At 68.0% G+C, this 22,111-nt stretch carries 19 protein-coding genes; 10 read left to right on the plus strand and 9 right to left on the minus strand.

Annotated elements, in window-relative coordinates:
* Position 1: 1 nt before the first annotated feature.
* Complete coding sequence (locus tag ABDC78_RS22770; RefSeq protein WP_178360602.1) at positions 2-850, minus strand: LLM class F420-dependent oxidoreductase; 849 nt, start codon at positions 848-850, stop codon at positions 2-4.
* Positions 851-989: 139 nt separating this feature from the next.
* On the opposite strand from ABDC78_RS22770, the gene sfnG reads away from it, so the two are divergent.
* The 6 genes from sfnG (at position 990) to ABDC78_RS22800 (ending at position 7,228) form a co-directional block, all read left to right on the plus strand.
* Positions 990-2,129, plus strand: coding sequence for a dimethylsulfone monooxygenase SfnG (gene sfnG / locus ABDC78_RS22775; RefSeq protein ID WP_178360615.1), 1,140 nt, complete (start codon positions 990-992; stop codon positions 2,127-2,129).
* Positions 2,130-2,286: 157 nt separating this feature from the next.
* Positions 2,287-3,144, plus strand: a complete 858-nt coding sequence (locus ABDC78_RS22780; protein WP_178360603.1) for a DUF5336 domain-containing protein — start codon at positions 2,287-2,289, stop codon at positions 3,142-3,144.
* A gap of 60 nt (positions 3,145-3,204) precedes the next feature.
* Positions 3,205-4,626 carry a DUF6350 family protein gene (locus ABDC78_RS22785; protein ID WP_178360604.1) on the plus strand — a complete coding sequence of 474 codons (1,422 nt, stop codon included), beginning with the start codon at positions 3,205-3,207 and terminating at the stop codon, positions 4,624-4,626.
* A gap of 21 nt (positions 4,627-4,647) precedes the next feature.
* On the plus strand, positions 4,648-5,277 hold the full coding sequence (purN, locus tag ABDC78_RS22790) for a phosphoribosylglycinamide formyltransferase (RefSeq protein ID WP_178360605.1): 630 nt from the start codon (positions 4,648-4,650) through the stop codon (positions 5,275-5,277).
* Entirely contained in the window at positions 5,274-6,851 is a 1,578-nt protein-coding gene (gene purH / locus ABDC78_RS22795; protein WP_178360606.1) for a bifunctional phosphoribosylaminoimidazolecarboxamide formyltransferase/IMP cyclohydrolase, read from the plus strand. Before purN ends, purH begins: the two co-directional genes overlap by 4 nt.
* Before the next feature lie 95 nt (positions 6,852-6,946).
* On the plus strand, positions 6,947-7,228 hold the full coding sequence (locus tag ABDC78_RS22800) for a hypothetical protein (protein WP_178360607.1): 282 nt from the start codon (positions 6,947-6,949) through the stop codon (positions 7,226-7,228).
* A 19-nt stretch (positions 7,229-7,247) separates the two neighbouring features.
* Here the strand turns inward: ABDC78_RS22800 and ABDC78_RS22805 are convergent, their stop codons facing one another.
* Positions 7,248-7,721, minus strand: a complete 474-nt coding sequence (locus ABDC78_RS22805; RefSeq protein ID WP_178360608.1) for a hypothetical protein — start codon at positions 7,719-7,721, stop codon at positions 7,248-7,250.
* Between the two features lie 233 nt (positions 7,722-7,954).
* Between ABDC78_RS22805 and ABDC78_RS22810 the strand changes: the two genes are divergently transcribed.
* Genes ABDC78_RS22810 through ABDC78_RS22825 form a run of 4 tightly spaced genes read left to right on the plus strand, consistent with a single transcriptional unit; the run spans position 7,955 to position 12,762 of the window.
* Positions 7,955-8,629 (plus strand): MspA family porin, encoded by a 675-nt coding sequence (locus tag ABDC78_RS22810; RefSeq protein ID WP_178360616.1) that lies wholly within the window; start codon positions 7,955-7,957, stop codon positions 8,627-8,629.
* 29 nt (positions 8,630-8,658) lie between these two features.
* Positions 8,659-9,345, plus strand: a complete 687-nt coding sequence (locus tag ABDC78_RS22815) for an MspA family porin (protein WP_347133532.1) — start codon at positions 8,659-8,661, stop codon at positions 9,343-9,345.
* Between the two features lie 59 nt (positions 9,346-9,404).
* Positions 9,405-10,787, plus strand: coding sequence for a sigma 54-interacting transcriptional regulator (locus tag ABDC78_RS22820; protein WP_178360482.1), 1,383 nt, complete (start codon positions 9,405-9,407; stop codon positions 10,785-10,787).
* Positions 10,780-12,762, plus strand: a complete 1,983-nt coding sequence (locus ABDC78_RS22825) for a VWA domain-containing protein (protein ID WP_178360481.1) — start codon at positions 10,780-10,782, stop codon at positions 12,760-12,762. Before ABDC78_RS22820 ends, ABDC78_RS22825 begins: the two co-directional genes overlap by 8 nt.
* A gap of 16 nt (positions 12,763-12,778) precedes the next feature.
* On the opposite strand, the gene ABDC78_RS22830 is transcribed toward ABDC78_RS22825, so the two are convergent.
* From ABDC78_RS22830 to ABDC78_RS22860, 7 genes are all read right to left on the minus strand, one after another.
* Positions 12,779-13,360: a DUF1707 domain-containing protein gene (locus ABDC78_RS22830; protein ID WP_178360480.1), complete on the minus strand. Its 582-nt coding sequence runs from the start codon at positions 13,358-13,360 to the stop codon at positions 12,779-12,781.
* Between the two features lie 93 nt (positions 13,361-13,453).
* Positions 13,454-14,230: an enoyl-CoA hydratase family protein gene (locus tag ABDC78_RS22835; protein WP_178360479.1), complete on the minus strand. Its 777-nt coding sequence runs from the start codon at positions 14,228-14,230 to the stop codon at positions 13,454-13,456.
* Positions 14,230-15,393: an acyl-CoA dehydrogenase gene (locus ABDC78_RS22840; RefSeq protein ID WP_178360478.1), complete on the minus strand. Its 1,164-nt coding sequence runs from the start codon at positions 15,391-15,393 to the stop codon at positions 14,230-14,232. Before ABDC78_RS22840 ends, ABDC78_RS22835 begins: the two co-directional genes overlap by 1 nt.
* Positions 15,390-17,387 (minus strand): biotin carboxylase N-terminal domain-containing protein, encoded by a 1,998-nt coding sequence (locus ABDC78_RS22845; protein WP_178360477.1) that lies wholly within the window; start codon positions 17,385-17,387, stop codon positions 15,390-15,392. Before ABDC78_RS22845 ends, ABDC78_RS22840 begins: the two co-directional genes overlap by 4 nt.
* 39 nt (positions 17,388-17,426) lie before the next feature.
* The gene (locus tag ABDC78_RS22850) at positions 17,427-19,019 is read right to left on the minus strand and encodes an acyl-CoA carboxylase subunit beta (protein ID WP_178360476.1); all 1,593 of its coding nucleotides are present in this window, start codon (positions 19,017-19,019) and stop codon (positions 17,427-17,429) included.
* Positions 19,016-20,164 (minus strand): acyl-CoA dehydrogenase family protein, encoded by a 1,149-nt coding sequence (locus ABDC78_RS22855; RefSeq protein WP_178360475.1) that lies wholly within the window; start codon positions 20,162-20,164, stop codon positions 19,016-19,018. Before ABDC78_RS22855 ends, ABDC78_RS22850 begins: the two co-directional genes overlap by 4 nt.
* Positions 20,161-21,810 carry an acyclic terpene utilization AtuA family protein gene (locus tag ABDC78_RS22860; protein ID WP_178360490.1) on the minus strand — a complete coding sequence of 550 codons (1,650 nt, stop codon included), beginning with the start codon at positions 21,808-21,810 and terminating at the stop codon, positions 20,161-20,163. The genes ABDC78_RS22855 and ABDC78_RS22860 overlap by 4 nt, the downstream gene beginning before the upstream one ends.
* Positions 21,811-22,111 lie beyond the last annotated feature (301 nt).

Genomic DNA, 22,111 nt, shown 5'->3' on the forward strand with positions numbered 1-22,111 from the left:
CTCACCCCAGGCCGTCGAGTTTTCCTGCGAGTCGTTCGACGTAGCGGGCGACGTCGTCGGGGTTGCGGTCGGGTAGGCCGAAGAGGACTTCGGTGACGCCGAGGTCTTTCCAGCTGAGCAGTTTGTCGGGGTCGGGTTTGAAGTCGAGCGCGACGATGGTGGGGGTGCCGTCGCGGTCGGCGGCGGCCCAGGTGTCCTGCAGGAGTTTGACGGGTTCGTCGATGGTGATGTCGCGGGGGGTGGTGATCCAGCCGTCGGCGGATTTGGCGATCCACTTGAAGTTCTTTTCGGTGCCGGCGGCGCCGACGAGGACCGGGATGTGGGTCTGGATGGGTTTGGGCCAGGCCCAGGAGGGGCCGAAGTCGACGAACTCGCCGTGGTATTCGGCTTCTTCGTGGGTCCACAGGGCGCGCATGGCTTCGAGGTATTCGCGCAGCATGGTGCGCCGCCGGGCGGGGGGCACGTTGTGGTCGGCGAGTTCGTCGGTGTTCCAGCCGTAGCCCACGCCCAGTGAGACCCGTCCGCCGGAGAGGTGGTCGAGGGTGGCGATGGATTTGGCCAGGGTGATGGGGTCGTGTTCGACGGGCAGGGCCACCGCGGTGGACAGTCGCACGCGGGTGGTGACCGCGGCGGCGGTGCCCAGGGAGACCCAGGGGTCCAGGGTGCGCATGTAGCGGTCATCGGGCAGGGTCTCGTCGCCGGTGGTGGGGTGGGCGGCGTCGCGTTTGATGGGGATGTGGGTGTGTTCGGGGACGTAGAACGTGGTGAAGCCGTGCTCGTCGGCCAGTGTGGCCGCCGCGGCCGGGGTGATCCCACGATCAGAGGTGAACAACACCAAACCAAAGTCCATACCCAGAATTAGAACGTGTTCCAATCCGCCGGCGCAAGGCGGGTTCCTGCCGGAAGACGATTCCGTTGTCGTTGGGCGGTTTTCGTCAGCGCGAGTGATACCCGCGACGGCAGCTCTCACCGTTGATTCGATGGCCACCATGACGACCGAACGCATCTCCGACCAGATCAAGTTCGCCTACTGGGTGCCCAACGTCAGCGGCGGCCTGGTGACCAGCGACATCGAGCAGCGGACCGACTGGAACTACGAGTACAACGCCAAGTTGGCGCAGACAGCGGAGAACAACGGCTTCGAGTACGCGCTGTCGCAGGTCCGCTACGAGGCCAGCTACGGGGCCGAGTACCAGCACGAATCGACGAGCTTCAGCCTGGCGCTGCTGCTCGCCACCCGACGACTCAAGGTCATCGCCGCCGTCCACCCGGGTCTGTGGCAGCCCGCGGTGCTGGCAAAGCTCGGCGCCACCGCCGACCACCTGTCGGGTGGCCGCTTCGCGGTCAACGTGGTGTCGGGGTGGTTCAAGGACGAGTTCACCCACCTGGGCGAGCCGTGGCTGGAGCACGACGAGCGCTACCGTCGCAGCGCCGAATTCCTCCAGGTTCTTCGCAAGATCTGGACCGAGGACGACGTCGACTACCGCGGTGACTTCTACCGGATCCACGACTTCACCCTGAAGCCGAAGCCTCTCAACACGCCCGAACGACCGAACCCGGAGATCTTCCAGGGCGGCAATTCCACCGCGGCCCGCCGTAACGGCGGGCTCCACTCGGACTGGTACTTCTCCAATGGCAAGGATTTCGACGGCGTCACCGAGCAGTTGGTCGATGTCCGCGATCACGCCCGCACCGCGGGCCGCGAGGTGAAGTTCGGGCTCAACGGCTTCATCATCGCCCGGGACACAGAGCAGGAAGCCAAGGACACGTTGCGGGAGATCATCGAGAAGGCCAACCGGCCCGCCGTGGACGGATTCCGTTCCGCTGTTCAGCAGGCCGGCAACTCCACCGGGGACAGGAAGGGCATGTGGGCCGACTCGTCATTCGAGGATCTGGTGCAGTACAACGACGGTTTCCGGACTCAGCTGATCGGCACCCCCGAACAGATCGCAGAACGCATCGCGGCCTACCGCAGGCGCGGAGTCGACCTGATTCTCGGCGGCTTCCTGCATTTCCAGGAGGAGATCGAGTACTTCGGCTCGCGGGTGCTGCCGCTCGTTCGCGAAATCGAGCATTCGGACAGGGAGGCGACCGACTCACCGGCGCTCGTGTCCGCATCGGTTCCCTGAGGGGTGCCTGTGAGTGCCGCGCCGAGGTGCCGAGGCGTGACGGCGGTGCCCACGGGTGCGCTAGCGTGGATCATCGAATCGCTCAGGCGGTCCGTGGCTGGAAGTCAGACCACGTCGTCACCGTCCATCCGATGCCCGCACAGCACAGGGAGAGGTCATGTCGTACCCACAAGGCGCGCCCGGAGGCTCGGGTTACCCGCCCGCGCAGCAGCCGAACGCCCAGTTCTCCGCACCCACGCAGCAGTTCAGCAAGGTCCCTGAGTCCGACTCGGCCGGCACGGACCCGACCAAGCTGCCCATGTACCTCGCCGCGGCCGTCGCGGTGCTGGGCCTCTTCGTTTTTGTCGGAGGTCTCGGCCCCCAGTTCAGCGCGGGCACCGAGTTCTTCATCACGCCGTTCCGTATCGACATCGCGGTGACCGCCGCAATCCTGGCTGCACTCATCGCCGGTGTCGGCCTGATGCCGAAGCAGAAGGCGCGCCCTGCGGTCGTCGGGGTGCTGTCGCTGTTGGGCTTCCTGCTGGTCATCTCGATCGTGCTGACCGCTCCGAGCGGCGTCACCATCGACTGGGGCATGTATCTGCTCATCGCCTTCACCGCGATCCAGGCGATCGTCGGCGTCGGTGCACTGCTGCTCGACGCCGGAGTCATCACCGCGCCGGTGTCACGGCCCAAGTACGACCAGCACCAGCAGTACGGCCAGTACCCCGGCTACTACGGTCAGCCGCAGGGACAGCCTCAGCACGGTGGACCCCCGCACCAGCAGGGGCCTCCGCAGCAGCGTCCGGGCTACCCCTCGCAGTACGGCGGCAGCGGCTACCCCGGTACCGGCCCCTCGACGGGTGGGTTCCCCGCCGTGTCCCAGGGCGGACAGGGCGGACAGTCCGGACCGCCGACCCCGCCGACCGGGTTCCCCACGTACGGCCAGCCGCCGGCGAGCAACACCCCGACGACGCAGGTGCCCACGCAACACCAGGCGCCTTCTTCCTCCCAGTCGGATCAGTCCTCGTCGTAGTCTGAGCCGCGCGTGCGCGAACGTCGCGCGCCTGAGCGTGTGCGAGGAGCGGCCCAGCCCGTGCAGAACCAACCAGTCGGGACACGCCAGGCGCGTGACCTGCTCAGGGTGGCGTTCGGGCCGTCCGTGGTCGCACTGGTCGTCATCGCCGCGGTGGTGCTGCTGCAGCTGCTGATCGCCAACAGCGACATGACCGGCGCGCTCGGCGCCATCGCCAGCATGTGGCTGGGGGTGCACCAGGTGCCGATCTCGATCGGCGGCAGTGCGCTGGGCGTGATGCCGCTGTTCCCGGTGCTGCTCATGGTCTACGGCACCGCACGCACCACGGCGGCCGCCACCACCAGCACCTCGTGGTTCGTCACCCGCTGGGTGGTGGCCTCCGCGGTGGGCGGGCCGATGCTGATCGCCGCGATCTGCCTGGCGGTGATCCACGACGCCGCATCGGTGCTGACCGAACTGCAGACTCCGGACGCGCTGGTCGCATTCGGAAGTGTGTTGACCGTGCACGTGATCGGGGCGCTGCTAGGCGTGGGCTCCCGGGTGGGCCGGCCGCTTCTGCTCGCGTCCCCGCTCCCGCGCTGGGTGCCCGACGCCTTCCGGGCAGCTGCGGTGGGCGTGATCACGCTGATGGGGCTTTCCGGCGCGATCGTCGCGGGATCGCTGATCGTCCACTGGTCGACCATGCACGAGCTGTACTCGATCACCGACTCCATGTTCGGCCAGTTCAGCCTGACCGTGCTGTCGGTGCTCTATCTGCCCAACGTGATGGTCGGCGCGGCAGCGGTGGCGGTCGGCTCCAGCGCTCATGTGGGGCTTGCGACGTTCAGCTCGTTCACTGTCTTCGGCGGCGACATCCCGGCGCTGCCGGTGCTGGCCGCCGTGCCGACCCCGCCGCTCGGGCCGGCGTGGGTCGGTCTGCTGATCGTCGCTGCGGTGTCCGGAGTCGCCGTCGGGCAGCAGTGCGCCCGACATCCGCTGCCCGTGCTGTCCGCGCTGGCGAAGGTGGTCGTCGCGGCGGCCGTTGCGGCCGCGGCGATGGCGCTGCTGGCAGTGGCCGGCGGGGGAGAGCTGGGGAACTTCGGCGACGTGGGCGTCGATCAGACGACGTTCGCACCCGGGGTCTTCGTATGGTTCGCCGGCATCGGCGCGCTGACGGTGGCGATGTCGGGGGGATTCCGGCCGCGGGTGCGCCGTCCGAAGGTCGCCGCCGACGTCGATGCACCGGCGGACGGCTCCGAGAACGAGTTCGACGAGTCCGACCCGGGCACCTCCGAGATCGACCCGGCCGACATCGACCCGGTGACCGTCGAGATGGTCGTCGACGACGAGTCCGAACGCGCGCCGGTGGTCGACGCCGAGCCCGTGCCGCCGCCGGTGCTCGATGACGTGCCACCGCTGGATGAGCTGGACCCCGAGGAGCACTTCGTCGTAGACGACGCGGACTCTTCCGAAGGCGGCCACCGCGGAGGAACCGCCGGTTAGCCACCCATTAGGCTCTCAGGCGTGCAGCCAGCGGTCCGAGTGCCCCCGAGTGCGCCGGCGCGGGTGGTGGTGCTCGCATCCGGCGCCGGTTCGCTGCTCGCGTCACTGCTGCGATCCGCCGTCGGCGACTATCCCGCGCGGGTGGTGGCGCTCGGAACCGATCGCACGTGCGCCGCTCTGGACATCGCCGCCGCCGCGTCGGTGCCGACGTTCACGGTGCCGCTCGGCGACCATCCGGACCGGGCCGCCTGGGACGCTGCCATGACCGAGGCGACGGCTGCGCACCAGCCTGACCTGGTGGTGTCAGCCGGATTCATGAAAATCCTTGGGCCCAGCTTTCTTTCGAGATTTCCCGCGCGGGTGGTCAATACCCACCCTGCGCTGCTGCCCGCATTCCCCGGCGCGCACGCGGTCCGTGACGCGCTGGCCTACGGGGTCAGGGTCACCGGCTGCACGGTGCACCTGGTCGACGCGGGCACCGATACCGGGCCGATCCTCGCCCAGCAGGCTGTCCCTGTGCTCGACGGCGACGACGAGGCGACTCTGCACGAACGGATCAAGGTGATCGAGAGAGACCTGCTGGTGGATGTACTGGCGGCGTTGGCATTTGGCGGCGTGACGTGGACGGGACGAAAGGCGACCATAGGATGAGCGAGAACGAGGGCCGGCGGCGGATCCGCCGTGCACTGATCAGCGTCTACGACAAGACGGGTCTCGTCGCGCTCGCGGAGGGTCTGCACGCGGCGGGCGTGGACATCGTGTCCACCGGTTCGACCGCAAAAACCATTGCCGATTCCGGGATTCCGGTGACCCCGGTCGAGGATGTCACCGGTTTCCCCGAGGTGCTCGACGGCCGGGTCAAGACCCTGCATCCCCATGTGCACGCCGGACTGCTCGCCGATCAGCGCAAGTCCGAGCACGTCGCGGCGCTCGCCGAGCTCGGTGTGGCCGCATTCGAACTCGTGGTGGTGAACCTGTACCCGTTCACTGAGACCGTCAACTCAGGGGCGGGCGTCGACGAGTGTGTGGAACAGATCGACATCGGCGGTCCCTCGATGGTGCGCGCGGCCGCGAAGAATCATCCGAGCGTCGCGGTGGTTGTCGATCCGCTCGGTTACGACGGGGTCCTGGCCGCGGTGCGGGCCGGCGGATTCACCCTCGATGAGCGAAAGAAGCTGGCGTCGTTGGCATTCCGGCACACCGCGGACTATGACGTGGCGGTGGCGTCCTGGATGGAGTCGGTACTGGCTCCCGAAGGCGGGGAGGCGCCGGCGTCGCTACCCCCATGGCTGGGCGCGACGTACCGGCGCACCGCGGTGTTGCGCTACGGCGAGAATCCGCACCAGCAGGCCGCGCTCTACGGCGACGACGGTGCGTGGCCGGGACTGGCGCAGGCCGAGCAGCTTCACGGTAAAGAGATGTCCTACAACAACTACACCGACGCCGATGCGGCGTGGCGTGCGGCGTTCGACCACGAGGACATCTGCGTGGCGATCATCAAGCACGCCAACCCGTGTGGCATCGCAGTGTCCTCGGTTTCGGTGGCCGATGCCCATCACAAGGCGCACGAATGTGACCCGCTGTCGGCATTCGGCGGGGTGATCGCGGCCAACACCGAGGTCACCGTCGAGATGGCCGAAACCGTCGCGGGCATCTTCACCGAGGTGATCATCGCGCCCGCCTACGAGCCCGGCGCGGTGGAAGTGCTTGCCCGCAAGAAGAACATCCGCGTGCTCGTCGCCTCAGAGCCGCAGTCGGGAGGCGCCGAGTTCCGGCAGATCAGCGGCGGCCTTCTGCTCCAGCAGCGGGATGCGGTGGACGCCGACGGCGATGATCCCGCCAACTGGACGTTGGCGACCGGCTCTCCGGCTGATCCGCAGACGCTTGCGGATCTGGTGTTCGCCTGGCGGACATGCCGGGCGGTCAAGTCCAACGCGATCGTCGTCGCCAGGGACGGCGCCACCGTCGGTGTCGGCATGGGTCAGGTCAACCGGGTGGACGCGGCCCGACTCGCGGTCGAGCGGGCCGGCGACCGAACCCGGGGGGCGGTGGCGTCCTCCGATGCATTCTTCCCGTTCCCCGATGGCCTCGAGACCCTGATGCGGGCCGGGGTGAAGGCCGTCGTACATCCCGGAGGTTCGGTACGCGACGACGAGGTGACCGCCGCCGCCGAGGCAGCAGGCGTCACGCTCTACCTCACCGGAGCGCGTCACTTCGCGCACTGACCAACCCTGCAGGCAGGGACGATCCGTCCGAATCCGCAGTATTGAGGGCCCATTTCGATAGACTCCCGGCAGTGTCAGAGACAGGGGAGCATGCTATGGCGGCGATTTCTCCGCGTCGGTTGGTTGCGGTGGCCGGAGTTGCTGCCGCGTTCGCCGTCGCGCCGACGATCGTCGTCCTCGACGGTTCGAACCGGGCAACAGGCACCCCGATGGCGCAATGCCCGCACGGCGAACAGTTGGATCCCATCACCAACGCCTGCGCGGCGTTGTTCACGCCGAGTCCTTCCCCCGGCGACCTCGGCCAACAGTGGTTCGAGCAGGACGTCACCGACACACCCGGCCTCGCGCCCGGCGCCGGCGGCACGACCGTTCCGTAGACCCGTCAGCGAGGTGGCCTCAGGTGCGCGCTCCGGCTTGGGCGCAGGCCATCTTGGTATCGGTGGCGTCCATGTTGAGTTCGGTGGCCGCAGCGTTGAGAGTGTCGCCGTTCCCGTGGAGTCCCATGGCGAGCAGCAGCTTCGTCGCGCGCAGTGACCACGACCGCATCGGAGCCGCGATCTCCGGTGCCAGACCGGGCGTCCCCGATGCGCTCAGCGCCTCGGCGGCGGCTTTGCGCAGCGCGGTTCGACCGTCCACGTTGTTGCCCCTGACTGTCGGGTCCTGATAGTCCACGTACGCACCGGTACCGGCGATCGAGTAGGCGAACGCGTTGTAGTAGGCCGACGAGACACGCCATGCCCCGGCGAATCGTTCACACGCGACCGCCGACGCGGGGGCGGGCGGCTGACCGGGTTCCGCAGAGGCGATGGCAGCTCCGCTCAGCGAGAGACCGAGCACCACGAGCGCAGCGGCCCGCGCTTGCCGAACCACGTGTGACGACCCCGATCTCACGACTATCACCGTATTGCAAGCGCATTCGGGTCATGGCCCGGATTCCGCAACGCGCCCGCAAATACCGAGCAACGGACGATGCAAGAGTCGGCGGACGGTGCGGACGCTCCGTTTATAGTTGGTGTCACCGGGCGCCTGATGATTCTCACCGTGCGATTCCCGCGACTGCGCGACGAGGGGAGGCCGCGATGACGGGACGGCGCGACACCATGATGTTGCTTCGATCGGTCACCCTGACTGCGGCCTGCCTGCTGATCGCGGCCGGGTTCGCGCCACTCGCTGCAGGGCAGCCGGTCCCGCCGCCTCCGGTGCCACCTGCCGAGCCGGTCGCCGATCCTCTATCGGCTCCGCCTTCCGGTGCCGTACTTTCCGGAGCCCCGGGGATCTTGGACACTCCCGACGGCTGGCACGTCGAGGTGCAGGGGGTCGGTGAATCCCAGGTACCTGTGGCGCCGCTGACAACCGCGGTCTCGTCGCGTGAGTACCTGGTCAGCGGCACCTTCATCGGGAACGTCACGGGGGAGGGCTCCACGGAGCTCACCGGGGGAACCCTGGAGGCCGGGTATCAGATCGGCTGCGGGATCCTGGCGGACGAAATCGGAATCGAGGCCGGGGGCGGCTTTGATGTGAACGTCCCCTTCGACGTCCTCGACGCCGACATCGAACTCGGCGGCGGGATAGATCTCCTCCCGGGGGAAGTGAATATCGTCGAAGTCGCCGCGAAGAGATTCGAGGGCACCGAAACACGAGTCACCGTAACCGGTTTGCGCGTCAACTTCGATCGGTGTGCCGGTCAGTCGTTCATCCGCTCGTACGCGACGTTGGCCGTCTCGACCGAGGACACCGAAGACGTCGTCACCTATCTCGGCGTGACGAAGGTCGTCTGATCGTCATGGCGAAAGGGCTCCAGGCAACCATGGTTCTTCGACTCATCGCGCTGACGGTGGTGTGTGTGCTGCTCCCCGCCGGGACGGCACCACTCGCGTCGGCGCAACCACCCACCCCGCCACCGGCTCCGCCTGCGGAGCCGGTCGCCAATCCGGCCCCGGCCCCGCCCCCGGACCCCGGTCTCGTCCAGTCCGCTCCGCCGCAGGTCGTCACGACCCCCGACGGCTGGACGCTGACGCTGGCCGCGACGAACGAATCCCAGGTGGCGGTGCCGCCGCTGACCACCGCGCTCTCGTCGCGGGAGTATCTGACGGCGGGCACCTTCTCGGGTGTCATCGAGGGTTCGGGCAGCACCGAACTGGGCGGCGGAACTCTGGAGGTCGGTTATCAGATCGGCTGCGGCATCAACCTCGACAAGGTCTCGCTGAGTGGGGATATCGGTGTGGACTCGCTGTCGTTGGCGTTGGACGACGACATCGGTATCGGCATCGGCGGGTCGGTCGAGGTCGTCCTCCTGCCCGGCCGGGTGGAGCAGGTCAGGGTGCTGGAGAAGGAGTTCAGCGGCACGTCGACACGAGTCACCGTCAAAGACGTCCACATCATGATCGACGGATGCGCCGGCCAGTCGTTCCTGCGTTCGTACGCCATTTTGACCAGTTCGACCACGGACACCGACGACATCGTCGCCTACTACGGCGTCACCAAGGCCGTCTGACGAGCCCTGCCGGGATGGCCAGCCGTGCCGCAACTCGACAGCAGTCGTAGCGTGGAGTGGTGACTTCACCTAACGACCTCCCACGCACCGTCGGCGAGCTGCGCGCATCCGGACATCAGGAACGCGGCGTCAAGGCCGAGATGCGGGAGAATCTGCTGGTCGCGCTCGCGGAAGGGCGTGACGTCTGGACGGGCATCCTCGGTTTCGAGGACACCGTCATCCCTCAGCTGGAACGCGCGCTGATCGCCGGGCACGACGTCGTGCTGCTCGGCGAACGCGGTCAGGGCAAGACCCGGCTGCTGCGCGCGCTGACCGGTCTGATGGACGAGTGGACCCCCGTCATCGCCGGAGCGGAACTGGCCGAGCATCCGTACAGCCCGATCACCCCGGAGTCGATCCGCCGGGCGGCGGACTCCGGTGAGGATCTGCCGATCGCCTGGCGACACCGCAGCGAGCGCTACACCGAGAAGCTCGCCACCCCGGACACCAGCGTGGCGGACCTGGTCGGCGACATCGACCCGATCAAGGTCGCCGAGGGCCGCAGCCTCGGTGACCCGGAGACCATCGCCTACGGCCTGATCCCCCGCGCGCATCGCGGCATCGTCGCGGTCAACGAGCTGCCCGACCTCGCCGAGCGCATCCAGGTGGCGATGCTCAACGTGATGGAGGAGCGCGACATCCAGGTGCGCGGCTACACGCTGCGGCTACCCCTCGATGTGCTCGTCGTGGCCAGCGCCAACCCCGAGGACTACACCAACCGCGGCCGCATCATCACCCCGCTCAAGGACCGGTTCGGCGCCGAGATCCGCACGCACTACCCGCTGGAGTTGGAGGCCGAGATCGGCGTCATCAACCAGGAGGCCCACCTGGCCGCCGAGGTGCCCGAGTACCTGTTGCAGATCCTGGCGAGGTTCGCCCGAAGCCTGCGCGAATCGAACTCGATCGACCAGCGATCCGGGGTGTCCGCACGGTTTGCGATCGCGGCCGCCGAGACCGTGGCAGCATCCGCGCGGCACCGGGCAGCGGTGCTCGGCGAACAGGAGCCCGTGGCACGGGTGGTGGACCTCGGCACGGTGATCGACGTGCTGCGCGGCAAGCTGGAGTTCGAGTCCGGCGAGGAGGGACGCGAGCAGGCCGTCCTCGAGCACCTGCTGCGCCGGGCCACCGCCGACACCGCGCAGCGGCTGCTCGGGGGGATCGACGTCGGCCCGATCGTCACCGCCATCGAGCACGGCTCGCCGGTCACCACCGGGGCACGGGTGTCGGCCCGAGAGGTGCTCGCCGCGCTTCCCGAGGTGTCCGCCGTCGCCGAGATCCAGCAGCGGCTCGAGGCCCAGACCGACGGCCAGCGGGCAGCGGCGATCGAGTTGGCGCTCGAGGCGCTCTACCTCGCGAAGCGAATCGACAAGGTCTCCGACGAAGGCGAAACCGTATATGGCTAAAGCGTCCCGGCGTACGACCCGGTACTCCACCTATACCGGCGGCCCCGATCCGCTGGCTCCGCCGGTCGACCTTCGTGAGGCACTCGAGGCGATCGGGCAGGACGTCATGGAGGGCACCTCCCCGCGACGGGCGCTGTCGGAACTGCTCCGGCGCGGGTCGGCGAACATGCCGGGTGCCGACAAGCTGGCCGCCGAGGCCAACCGTCGTAGGCGGGAACTATTGCAGCGCAACAACCTCGACGGCACGTTGGCCGACATCAAGAAGCTGCTCGATGAGGCGGTGCTCGCGGAGCGCAAGGAACTGGCGCGTGCGCTCGACGACGATGCCCGGTTCGGGGAATTGCAGATGGAGTCGCTGTCGCCGTCTCCGGCCAAAGCCGTCCAGGAGCTCGCCGACTACGACTGGCGTTCGCAGGAGGCCCGCGAGAAGTACGAACAGATCCGGGATCTGCTCGGCCGCGAGATGCTCGACCAGCGGTTCGCCGGGATGAAGCAGGCGCTGGAGAACGCGACCGACGAGGACCGTCAGCGTGTCAACGACATGCTCGACGATCTCAACGATCTGCTTGACAAGCACGCCAAAGGTGAAGACTCGCAACAGGATTTCGAGGACTTCATGGCCAAGCACGGGGAGTTCTTCCCCGAGAATCCGAAGAACATGGACGAGCTGCTGGACTCGCTCGCCAACCGGGCGGCCGCCGCTCAGCGGTTCCGCAACAGCCTCTCCGAACAGCAACGGGCCGAGCTCGATGCGTTGTCGCAGCAGGCATTCGGGTCACCATCGCTGATGAACGCACTCAACCGCCTCGACGGGCATCTGCAGGCCGCTCGACCGGGCGAGGACTGGGACGGCTCGCAGCGGTTCTCCGGCGGCGACCCGCTGGGCATGGGGGAGGGCGCGCAGGCGCTGGCCGACATCGCCGAACTCGAACAGCTCGCCGAGCAGCTCTCGCAGAGTTACGCCGGGGCGACCATGGACGACGTCGACCTCGACATGCTGGCGCGCCAACTCGGTGACGAGGCCGCCGTGAACGCGCGCACTTTGGCCGAGCTGGAACGCGCGCTGGTGAACCAGGGCTTCCTGGACCGTGGCGCCGACGGGCAGTGGCGACTGTCGCCGAAGGCGATGCGTCAGCTCGGGCAGGCGGCGTTACGTGATGTGGCGCAGCAACTCTCGGGTCGGCACGGCGAGCGTGACACCCGCCGCGCCGGCGCTGCGGGCGAGTTGACGGGTGCCACCAGGCCGTGGCAGTTCGGGGACACCGAGCCGTGGAACGTCACCCGCACCCTCACCAACGCGGTGCTGCGTGAAGCGGGAACCGGCGATCAGGCGGGTCCGATCAGATTGACGGTCGAGGACGTCGAGATCTCCGAGACCGAGACCCGCACGCAGGCCGCGGTGGCGTTGCTGGTCGACACGTCGTTCTCGATGGTGATGGAGAACCGGTGGCTGCCGATGAAGCAGACGGCGTTGGCGCTCAACCACCTCGTCAGCACCCGGTTCCGTTCGGACGCACTGCAGATCGTCTCGTTCGGCCGGTACGCCCGCACCGTGACGGCCGCCGAGTTGACCGGGCTCGAGGGTGTCTACGAGCAGGGCACCAACCTGCACCACGCGCTCGCGTTGGCCACCCGGCACCTGCGCCGGCATCCGAATGCGCAGCCGGTCGTGCTGATCGTCACCGATGGTGAGCCGACAGCGCATCTCGAGGACTTCGACGGCAACGGAAGTTCTTCCGTCTTTTTCGATTACCCGCCGCACCCGCGGACGATCGCTCACACGGTGAGGGGATTCGACGAGGTCGCCAAGATGGGCGCGCAGGTGACGATCTTCCGGCTCGGCAGCGATCCGGGTCTGGCCAGGTTCATCGATCAGGTCGCGCGTCGGGTGGGCGGCCGGGTGGTGGTGCCCGACCTCGACGGCCTGGGTGCCGCGGTGGTCGGCGACTATCTCGGGGCGAAACGGCGGCGGTAGGCGGGGTCAGTCTGTGTCAGCTGGCGTCCTTGCGGTTCTTGCGCTTGACGCCGACGCTGCCCCACAGCGAGAAGCCGCGGATGCGGACGCACGGCGCACCTGGAGATCCCTCGCCGCTGACCTTCTGTTCGAAGCTGCCCATCACCGCCACACCACGCAGGTCGACGTTGATCTCGGGTGGCACCAGGATCGTCTGCCCGCCCATGATCGAGTAGGACCGGATGTCGACGTCGTGAGAGGTGAAGTCGGCGTAGCGCAGGTCGACGACCCCGCCACCCCACAGCGCGAAGGTGGTCATCCGCTTCGGGACGTTCCACCGTCCGCGGCGTTCGAAGCCGGTGAGGATGGCCAGCAGCAGGGTCGACGGCGCGGGGTGGCACGGACCGCCGCGACCCCGAGTGACGGCGCCCGGGAGATCGGCGGACAACCGGTCGAGTTCGGCGTAGGTCTGCGCAGCGTAAGCCTTGGTCAAGCGGTCTTCGTACTCGGTGACGCCGAGCGTGCCCGACGCCGCGGCATCGGTCAGCAGCTGAGCCACCTGGATCCGGTCGGTGTCGGCAGCACGCATCGACCCGTTCCGCGCCGGAGACGGGCTCATCGGGACTCGCTGTACTTCGCGCGTGCGCACATCGCCCACGAGCCTACGACGAACGTGGGTACATGCAAGAGCCTTGACGAAACTGTAAGCAGCTCAGCCGACCCAATCGGGTGACCGCTTCTGGAGGAAGGCCAACATTCCCTCCCGCGCCTGGTCGGAAACGAACAATTCTGCTGACTGCCGGGTCAATTTCTCTGCGCGACGATCGAAGTCTTCGATGACCGATGCGGTGGTCAACGCCTTCGATGCGGCCAGGCCTTGTGGCGAACCCAGCGCTATCGCCGACGCCAACTCGGCGACCGTCGCCGCCACGTCGTCGGTGGCGACGGTGACCAGGCCCATGTCTGCGGCGGCATCGGCATCGAACTTCTCGCCGGTCACGAAGTAGCGTCCGGCGGCCCGTGCCGTCATCCTGGGCAGCAGCGTCAGCGAGATGATCGACGGGGCAACCCCGATGCGCGCCTCGGTGAGTGCAAATGTGCTCGCGCGGCCCGCGACCACGATGTCGCACGCACCGACCAGGCCGAGCCCGCCAGCCCGCACGTGTCCGTCGATCGCCGCGATGACGGGCAGCGGGGACTCCAGGATCCTGCGCAACAACCGGGTGAGCTCGTGGGCCCGCCCGACCGCGACCTCGCCGGGGTCGGCTCCCGCTGCCGATGTCTCGCTCAGATCGGCGCCGGCGCAGAAGGTCCGTCCGGTGTGTCCGAGCACCACCGCCCGCACACCCTTCTCGGCCGATGCCCGCGTCAACCCGTCGTGGAGTTGCTCGACCAACGCCGTGGACAGCGCATTGCGGTTGTGCGGGGAATCCAGCGTCAGCCGCGCGACCGGACCGTCGGCGTCGTACCGGACCAGTGGTGCGTCCATCAGTAGGACCGGGGCAGGCCGAGCGACGTCTGCGCCACGAAGTTGAGGATCATCTCGCGACTGACCGGCGCGATGCGGGCCAACCTCGAAGCGGTCAGCACCGAGGCGATGCCGTACTCCTTCGTCAGGCCGTTACCGCCCAGCGACTGCACCGCCTGGTCGACAGCACGCACCGATGCCTCACCGGCGGCGTACTTGGCCATGTTGGCCGCTTCGGCTGCGCCCACGTCGTCGCCACTGTCGTAGAGGGCTGCGGCCTTCTGCATCATCAGCTTCGCCAGCTCGATCTCGATGTGGTTCTGGGCCAGCGGATGGGACAGCCCCTGGTGAGCGCCGATCGGGGTCTTCCACACCTGGCGGGTCTTGACGTAGTCGACCGCCTTGTCGATCGCGAAGCGGCCCATGCCGACGGCGCTGGCGGCGCCCATGATGCGCTCGGGGTTCAGCCCGGCGAACAGTTGCGCGATCGCCGCATCCTCCGACCCGACGAGCGCATCGGCCGGCAGTCGCACCTCGTCGAGGAACACCTGGAACTGGAACTCAGGGCTGACGATCTCCATCGGGATCTTGGTGAACGTGAACCCCGGGGTGTCGGTGGGCACCACGAACAGCGCCGGTTTCAGGTTCCCCGTCTTGGCTTCTTCTGTCCGGCCGACCACCAGCACCGCCTGGGCCTGGTCCACGCCGGAGATGTAGACCTTCTGGCCGGACAGGATCCAGTCGCTGCCGTCGCGTCGCGCGGTCGTCGTGATCTTGTGGGAGTTGGACCCGGCGTCGGGTTCGGTGATGGCGAACGCCATCGTGATCGACCCGTCGGCGATCCCGGGGATCCAGCGCTTCTTCTGCTCGTCGGTGCCGAACTTGGAGATGATGGTGCCGTTGATCGCGGGCGAGACCACCATCATCAACAGCGCCGCGCCCGCTGCGGCCATCTCCTCCATCACCAGGGCCAACTCGTACATGCCGGCGCCGCCGCCGCCGTACTGCTCCGGAAGGTTCACCCCGATGAATCCGAGTTTGCCTGCCTCGCTCCACAACTCGTCGGTGTGCTGACCCGCCCGGGCCTTCTCCAGGTAGTAGTCCTGCCCGTAGTTGGCGGCCATCGCGGCCACCGCCTTGCGCAGTGCCTGCTGTTCCTCGGTTTCGACGAAGCCGTTGGTCATGGGGTTCCTCCTGGGTTGTCTGCGGGCGCCGGGTTGTCCACCCGGGCGAGGACGGCACCGACCTCGACCTGCTGGCCGGGTTCGACGTTGAGTTCGACGAGCACGCCGTCTGCGGGTGCGGTGATGGTGTGCTCCATCTTCATCGCCTCCAGCCAGATCAGCGCCTGCCCTGCGGTCACCGGGTCACCGATCGCGGCTCCCACGCGCAGCACGGATCCCGGCATCGGGGCCAGCAGCGAACCGTGGGCCAGGGCGTCGTCGGGGTCGGGGAAGCGGGGCAGTGCGACCAGATGCACCGACCCGCCGGGTGAATCGACGTGGACGTCGTCCCCGTAGCGGGTGACGTCGAACGGCCGATCCACCCCGTCGACGGTGAGCACGACGTGGTCGGCGGTCGCCGAGACCAGCACGACGTCATCGTGGTCGGCGAGGTGCAGACCGCTGCGGGTGAAGCGGTACCGGACGTCGTGGGTGACCCCGTCGGCGTCCTCGTAGACCTTCGTCTGGTGACCGGACGCGAGGTTGCGCCACCCACTGGGTGCGGCAGCAAAAACCGTTGCACTGGAACGGTTGTGAGCGGCATCGGACAGGGCTGCCGCGACCGCGGACATCGCGGTGAGCTGGCTGTCGACAGTGGGCGCGGCGAGCGCGGCGAGGCCGTGGGTGTCGAAGAAGGCGGTGTCGGTGGCCCCGTCGAGGAACGCCGGGTGGCGCAGCACGTTGACGAGCAGGTCGCGGTTGGTGCGAACGCCGTGGATCCGGGTCCTGCCGAGGGCGTCGGCGAGTAGCGCTGCAGCCCGCCCGCGTGTCGGGGCGTAGGAGATGACCTTCGCGATCATCGGGTCGTAGAACACCGAGATCACCGACCCGTCGACGATTCCCGAGTCGAGACGGACCCCAGAGCCGTCGAGGGGGCCGAACTCTGTTGTCGCAGTGGGTACGGCGAATCGATGCACGGTTCCGGCCTGCGGTTGCCAGTTCTCCGCCGGATTCTCGGCGTAGAGCCTCGCTTCGATCGAGGAACCCTGTGACGGCGGGGGTGCGGCACCCAGCGGTGTGCCCTCGGCGACCGACAGTTGCAGTTCGACGAGGTCCAGGCCCGAGGTGAGCTCGGTGACCGGGTGCTCGACCTGTAGGCGGGTGTTCATCTCGAGGAAGAAGAACTCGCCGGCCGTTTCGTCACTGCCTGAGGCCATGAACTCGACGGTGCCCGCGCCGGTGTAGCCGATGGCCGTCGCGGCCAGCCGCGCGGCTTCGAAGAGCTTGTCGCGCATCCCCGCAATGCGCTCGACCAGTGGTGAGGGCGCCTCTTCGATGATCTTCTGGTGGCGGCGCTGGATGGAGCACTCGCGTTCGCCGACCGCCCAGACCGCGCCGTGTGCGTCGGCCATCACCTGGACCTCGACGTGATGGCCTGCCTCCAGGTAACGCTCGCAGAAGACCGTCGGATCGCCGAACGCCGACTGGGCCTCTCGGCCGGCGGCCCGCACCTGCTCCGGTAGTTCGGCGAGGTCGCGGACCACCCGCATGCCACGACCGCCACCGCCCGCGGACGCCTTGATCAGCACCGGCAGCATGTCAGCGGTGACGGTGTCCGGGTCGAGTTCCTCGAGCACCGGCACGCCCGCGGCGGCCATCATCTTCTTCGCCTCGATCTTCGACCCCATCGCCGCGACGGCGGCCACCGGTGGCCCGATCCAGGTCAGACCCGCATCCTGCACCGCTGCCGCGAATTCTGCGTTCTCCGAGAGGAATCCGTAGCCCGGGTGGATCGCGTCGGCGTCGGTGGCCAGGGCTGCGGCGATCAGCTGAGCCGGATCGAGGTAACCCCGGGTGCCCTCTAGGCGCACCCGGGCGTCGGCCTCACGCACATGGGGTGCGGCGGCGTCGGGATCGGTGTACACGGCAACCGTGCCGATACCCAGGCGGCGGCAGGTGGCGAACACCCGGCGGGCGATCTCGCCGCGGTTGGCAACAAGAACATTACGAATCACGGCTGCGTCCTTCGCTCTTCGCGCAAGCGCTCATCGGACTCACATCCGGAAGACGCCGAAGTTCGACGTCCCCTCGATCGGGCCGTTGGCGATGGCGGACAGGCACATTCCCAACACGGTCCGGGTGTCCCGTGGATCGATGACGCCGTCGTCGTAGAGCATGCCGGAGAGCACCATCGGCAGTGACTCGGCCTCGATCTGCCCCTCCACGGCCGCGCGCATCGCGGCATCGGCCTCCTCGTCGACCACCTGACCGCGGGCCTCGGTGGCGGCGCGGTTCACGATGGACAGCACGCCTGCCAGTTGCGCCCCGCCCATCACGGCGGACTTGGCGCTGGGCCAGGCGAACAGGAACCGCGGGTCGTAGGCGCGCCCGCACATGCCGTAGTGCCCGGCGCCGTAGGAGGAGCCGATCAGCAGCGAGATGTGCGGCACCGTCGAGTTCGACACCGCGTTGATCATCATCGACCCGTGCTTGATCATCCCGCCTTCCTCGTAGTCCTTGCCCACCATGTAGCCGGTGGTGTTGTGCAGGAACAACAGTGGGGTGTTCGACCGGTTGGCCAGCTGGATGAACTGGGTGGCCTTCTGGGACTCCTCGCTGAACAGCACACCTCGTGCGTTGGCCAGGATGCCCAGCGGGTAGCCGTGCAGCGTGGCCCAACCGGTCACCAGTGAGCCACCGTAGAGCGGCTTGAACTCGTCGAACTCCGAACCGTCGACGACGCGGGCGATCACCTCCCGCGGGTCGAACGGAATGCGCAGGTCCGGCGGAACGATGCCGATCAGCTCGTTCTCGTCGAACAGCGCCGCCCGCACCGGTGCCGGCTGCGGACCCTGCTTGCGCCAGTTCAGCCGCGACACGATTCGGCGTCCGATCCGGATCGCGTCGAGTTCGTCGACGGCGAAGTAGTCCGCCAGACCCGACGTGCGGGCGTGCATCTCGGCGCCGCCGAGCGATTCGTCGTCGGATTCCTCGCCGGTGGCCATCTTCACCAGCGGCGGCCCGGCCAGGAAGACCTTCGAGCGTTCCTTGATCATCACCACGTGATCGGACATGCCGGGGATGTAGGCGCCACCGGCGGTCGAGTTGCCGAACACCAACGCGATGGTCGGGATGCCGGCGGCCGACAGCCGGGTCAGGTCGCGGAACATCTGGCCGCCGGGGATGAAGATCTCTTTCTGTGTGGGTAGGTCGGCACCGCCGGATTCCACCAGGGAGATCACCGGCAGCCGATTCTGCCGCGCGATCTGGTTGGCCCGCAGGATCTTCCGCAGTGTCCACGGGTTGCTGGTGCCGCCTTTGACGGTGGGGTCGTTGGAAACGATCAGGCATTCCACTCCGCTGACCGCACCGATACCGATCACGACGCTGGCGCCGACGGTGAAGTTCGTGCCCCAGGCGGCAAGCGGGCTCAACTCCAGAAAGGGTGAGTCGGGGTCGAGCAGTGCCTCCACACGTTCGCGGGCAGTCATCTTGCCGCGGGCGTGGTGGCGTGCCACGTACTTCTCCCCACCACCGGCCAGCGCCTTGGAGTGCTCCGCCTCCAACTCGGCGAGCTTGGCCGACATCGCTTCGGCGGCCTCGGCGTAGCCGGGGGAGCGGGTGTCGAGGACGGACTTGAGTGTCATGCCTGAAAGCCGAGTGATTTGGCGGCCAGTGAGGTCAGGATCTCGGTGGTGCCGCCGCCGATGCCGAGGATGCGCATGTCGCGGTACTGACGCTCGATCTCCGACTCGGCCATGTAGCCCATGCCGCCGAACAACTGCACCGCCTGGTTGGCCACCCACTCGCCGGCTTCGACGGCGGTGTTCTTGGCAAAGCAGACCTCGGTGATCAGGTTCGCCTCACCATCGAGTTGCCGTTCGACGAGGTGCCGGGTGTAGACCCTGGCCACGTCGATGCGCCGCGCCATCTCGGCGAGCGTGTTCTGGACCGACTGCCGCGCGATCAGCGGCTTGCCGAAGGTCTCGCGGTTGCGGCACCAGTCGACGGTCAGGTCCAGGCACCGCTGCGCGCTCGAATACGCCTGTGCGGCAAGGCCGACACGTTCGGAGACGAATGCGCCGGCGATCTGCAGGAAGCCGGTGTTCTCGACGCCGATGAGGTTGGCGACGGGTACCCGCACGTCTGTGTAGGACAACTCCGCGGTGTCCGACGAACGCCAGCCCATCTTGTCCAGCTTGCGGCTGACCTCGAATCCCGGCGTGCCCTTGTCGACGACGATGAGCGAAACCCCTGCGGCACCCGCGCCTCCGGTGCGGGCCGCGGTGACGACGTAGTCGGCCCGTACCCCCGAGGTGATGTAGGTCTTGGCGCCATTGAGGATGTAGTCGTCTCCATCCCGGACGGCGCGGGTTGTCAGGTGCCCGACGTCGGAGCCCCCGCCGGGCTCGGTGATCGCCAGCGAGCCGATCTTCTCGCCACTCAGGGTGGGTCGCACGTAGGTGTCGATGAGACGTCCGTCGCCGGAGGCGATCATGTGCGGCACCGCGATGCCGCAGGTGAACAATGAGGCGAACACGCCGCCGGGCGCCCCGGACTGGTGCATCTCCTCGCAGATGACGACCGCGTCCGCGCCGTCCCCGCCGTCGCCGCCGACCGCCTCGGGGAATCCGGCGCCGAGCAGTCCGGCCGCGGCCGCCTTGGTGTGCAGGTCGCGCGGCAGCTCGCCGATACGCTCCCACTCGTCGACATGCGGCAGCACTTCGCGCTCGGCGAAGGCGCGCACGGTCTTTCGTAGGTCGTCGCGCTCGGGTGTGGTCCAGATGCTCACGTCAGGAACTCCTCCGGTATGTCGATACTGCGGCTGCGCAGCCATTCGCCCAGCCCCTTGGCTTGCGGATCGAACCTCGCCTGGTAGGCGACACCCTTGCCGAGGATGTCGTCGATCACGAAGTTGACGGCCCGCAGATTGCCGAGCACGTGTCGGGTGACGGGGAGGTCGGCCGTCTCCGGTAACAGCTCACGCAACTTCTCTACCGTCAGAGTGTGTGCAAGCCAACGCCATTGATCGTGTGTCTGGACCCAGACGCCGATGTTCGCGCTGCCGCCCTTGTCCCCGCTGCGCGCTCCGGCGACAGAGCCCAGCGGGACCCGCCTTGTCGGCCCGGCCGGCAGCGGCGTGGGCAGCGGACTCGGCGGCGCCGTATCGAGATCCAGCGTCTCGGAGGCAGGCGCGATGTCGACCCGGGAGCCGTCGGAATGCACCGCGACGTGGTCGACCTCGTCGGCGGGCACGTAGGCCGCGGTGAACACGCCGTACACCTGACCGTCGCCGGGCGGGGTGGTGCTGGTGAACCCCGGATAGCTGGCCAGCGCGAGTTCGACTGCGGCCGAGGAGAACTGCCGGCCGACAGTGGCGGGATCGGCGTCGCGCACCACGCAGCGCAACAGCGCGCTCGCCGTCTGCTCGGTGTCGGCGTCCGGATGATCGGTGCGCGCCAGCGTCCATTCCAGCTCAGCGGGCTTCACGGCCAGGCTCGTCTCGAGTTGCCGGCGCACCAGTTCGGCCTTGGCCTCGATGTCGAGGCCGGTGAGGATCAACGTCATCTCGTTGCGGAAACCACCGATGCTGTTGAGCGACACCTTCAGCGTGGGTGGCGGCGGCTCGCCGACGACCCCGCTGACCCGGACCCGGTCGGGGCCGTCGGCGGTCAGCTCGATCGAGTCGATCCGCAGGGTTGCATCAGGATTGGCGTAGCGCGGGCCGGTGATCTCGTAGAGCAGTTGGGCGGTCACGGTGTCGACTGTCACCGCGCCATCGGTTCCCGGATGCTTGGTGATCACCGAGGAGCCGTCTTCGTAAATCTCGGCGATCGGGAAGCCCGGATGTATCAGGGAGCTCAGATCGGGAAAATCGCGAGCGAAGAACGAGAAATTGCCACCGGTGGCCTGGGTGCCGCACTCGATCACGTGTCCGGCTGCGACCGCGCCTGCGATCTGGTCGTGGTCGGTCCGTCGCCAGCCGAAATGTGCGGCGGCAGGACCCACGATGACCGAGGCGTCGGTCACCCGTCCGGTCACGACGACGTCGGCACCCGAATCGAGGCAGTCGACGATGCCCCAGGCACCGAGGTAGGCGTTGGCGGTCAGCGGACTGCCGAGGCCCAGCCGTTCGGCACGGGGGAGCAGGTCATCACCTTCGACGTGGGCCACCGAGACCGCGAGGCCGAGTCGGTCCGCCAGTGCGCGGATCGCCTCAGCCAGGCCCGCGGGGTTCAGGCCGCCGGCGTTGGTGACGATGCGGACGCCGCGGTCCCTGGCGATGCCCAGGCACTCCTCGAGCTGGCGCAGGAAGGTCTTGACGTAGCCCCTGTCGGGATTCTTGATCCGGTCGCGGCCGAGGATCAGCATGGTCAGCTCGGCAAGGTAATCGCCGGTCAGATAGTCGAGCTCGCCGCCGGTGAGCATCTCCCGCATCGCGGCGAGTCGGTCGCCGTAGAAACCCGAGCAGTTCCCGATACGGACCGGGGCGACGCCTTTGCCGCGACCCTCCGCAGATATCACCCGCACTCCTGCCGTCGAACACGCGACCAACCAACCGGTAGGTTACTGGGTACCGTCGGTACCGCGTCAACCCCTTCGGACTTCGACGTCATCAGCCCTACGGGAGATCTCGAGACTGCGGTGGCGGCGACGGCCTCTCGACCATCTTCTCCAAGGCTGCAGTCTCAGCGTCGAGGCCGGGCCGGAGTTTGGAGCGCGCGCTGCCCAGCGGTTA

The organism is Mycobacterium sp. DL (assembly GCF_039729195.1).
Taxonomy (GTDB): domain Bacteria; phylum Actinomycetota; class Actinomycetes; order Mycobacteriales; family Mycobacteriaceae; genus Mycobacterium; species Mycobacterium hippocampi_A.

Coding starts and splice junctions, on each gene's coding strand:
- ABDC78_RS22770 (WP_178360602.1), bottom strand. CDS start 850: ATGGACTTTGGTTTGGTGTTGTTCACCTCTGATCGTGGGATCACCCCG.
- sfnG (WP_178360615.1), top strand. CDS start 990: ATGACGACCGAACGCATCTCCGACCAGATCAAGTTCGCCTACTGGGTG.
- ABDC78_RS22780 (WP_178360603.1), top strand. CDS start 2,287: ATGTCGTACCCACAAGGCGCGCCCGGAGGCTCGGGTTACCCGCCCGCG.
- purH (WP_178360606.1), top strand. CDS start 5,274: ATGAGCGAGAACGAGGGCCGGCGGCGGATCCGCCGTGCACTGATCAGC.
- ABDC78_RS22800 (WP_178360607.1), top strand. CDS start 6,947: ATGGCGGCGATTTCTCCGCGTCGGTTGGTTGCGGTGGCCGGAGTTGCT.
- ABDC78_RS22810 (WP_178360616.1), top strand. CDS start 7,955: ATGTTGCTTCGATCGGTCACCCTGACTGCGGCCTGCCTGCTGATCGCG.
- ABDC78_RS22815 (WP_347133532.1), top strand. CDS start 8,659: ATGGTTCTTCGACTCATCGCGCTGACGGTGGTGTGTGTGCTGCTCCCC.
- ABDC78_RS22825 (WP_178360481.1), top strand. CDS start 10,780: ATGGCTAAAGCGTCCCGGCGTACGACCCGGTACTCCACCTATACCGGC.
- ABDC78_RS22830 (WP_178360480.1), bottom strand. CDS start 13,360: ATGAGCCCGTCTCCGGCGCGGAACGGGTCGATGCGTGCTGCCGACACC.
- ABDC78_RS22835 (WP_178360479.1), bottom strand. CDS start 14,230: ATGGACGCACCACTGGTCCGGTACGACGCCGACGGTCCGGTCGCGCGG.
- ABDC78_RS22840 (WP_178360478.1), bottom strand. CDS start 15,393: ATGACCAACGGCTTCGTCGAAACCGAGGAACAGCAGGCACTGCGCAAG.
- ABDC78_RS22850 (WP_178360476.1), bottom strand. CDS start 19,019: ATGACACTCAAGTCCGTCCTCGACACCCGCTCCCCCGGCTACGCCGAG.
- ABDC78_RS22860 (WP_178360490.1), bottom strand. CDS start 21,810: ATGCGGGAGATGCTCACCGGCGGCGAGCTCGACTATCTGACCGGCGAT.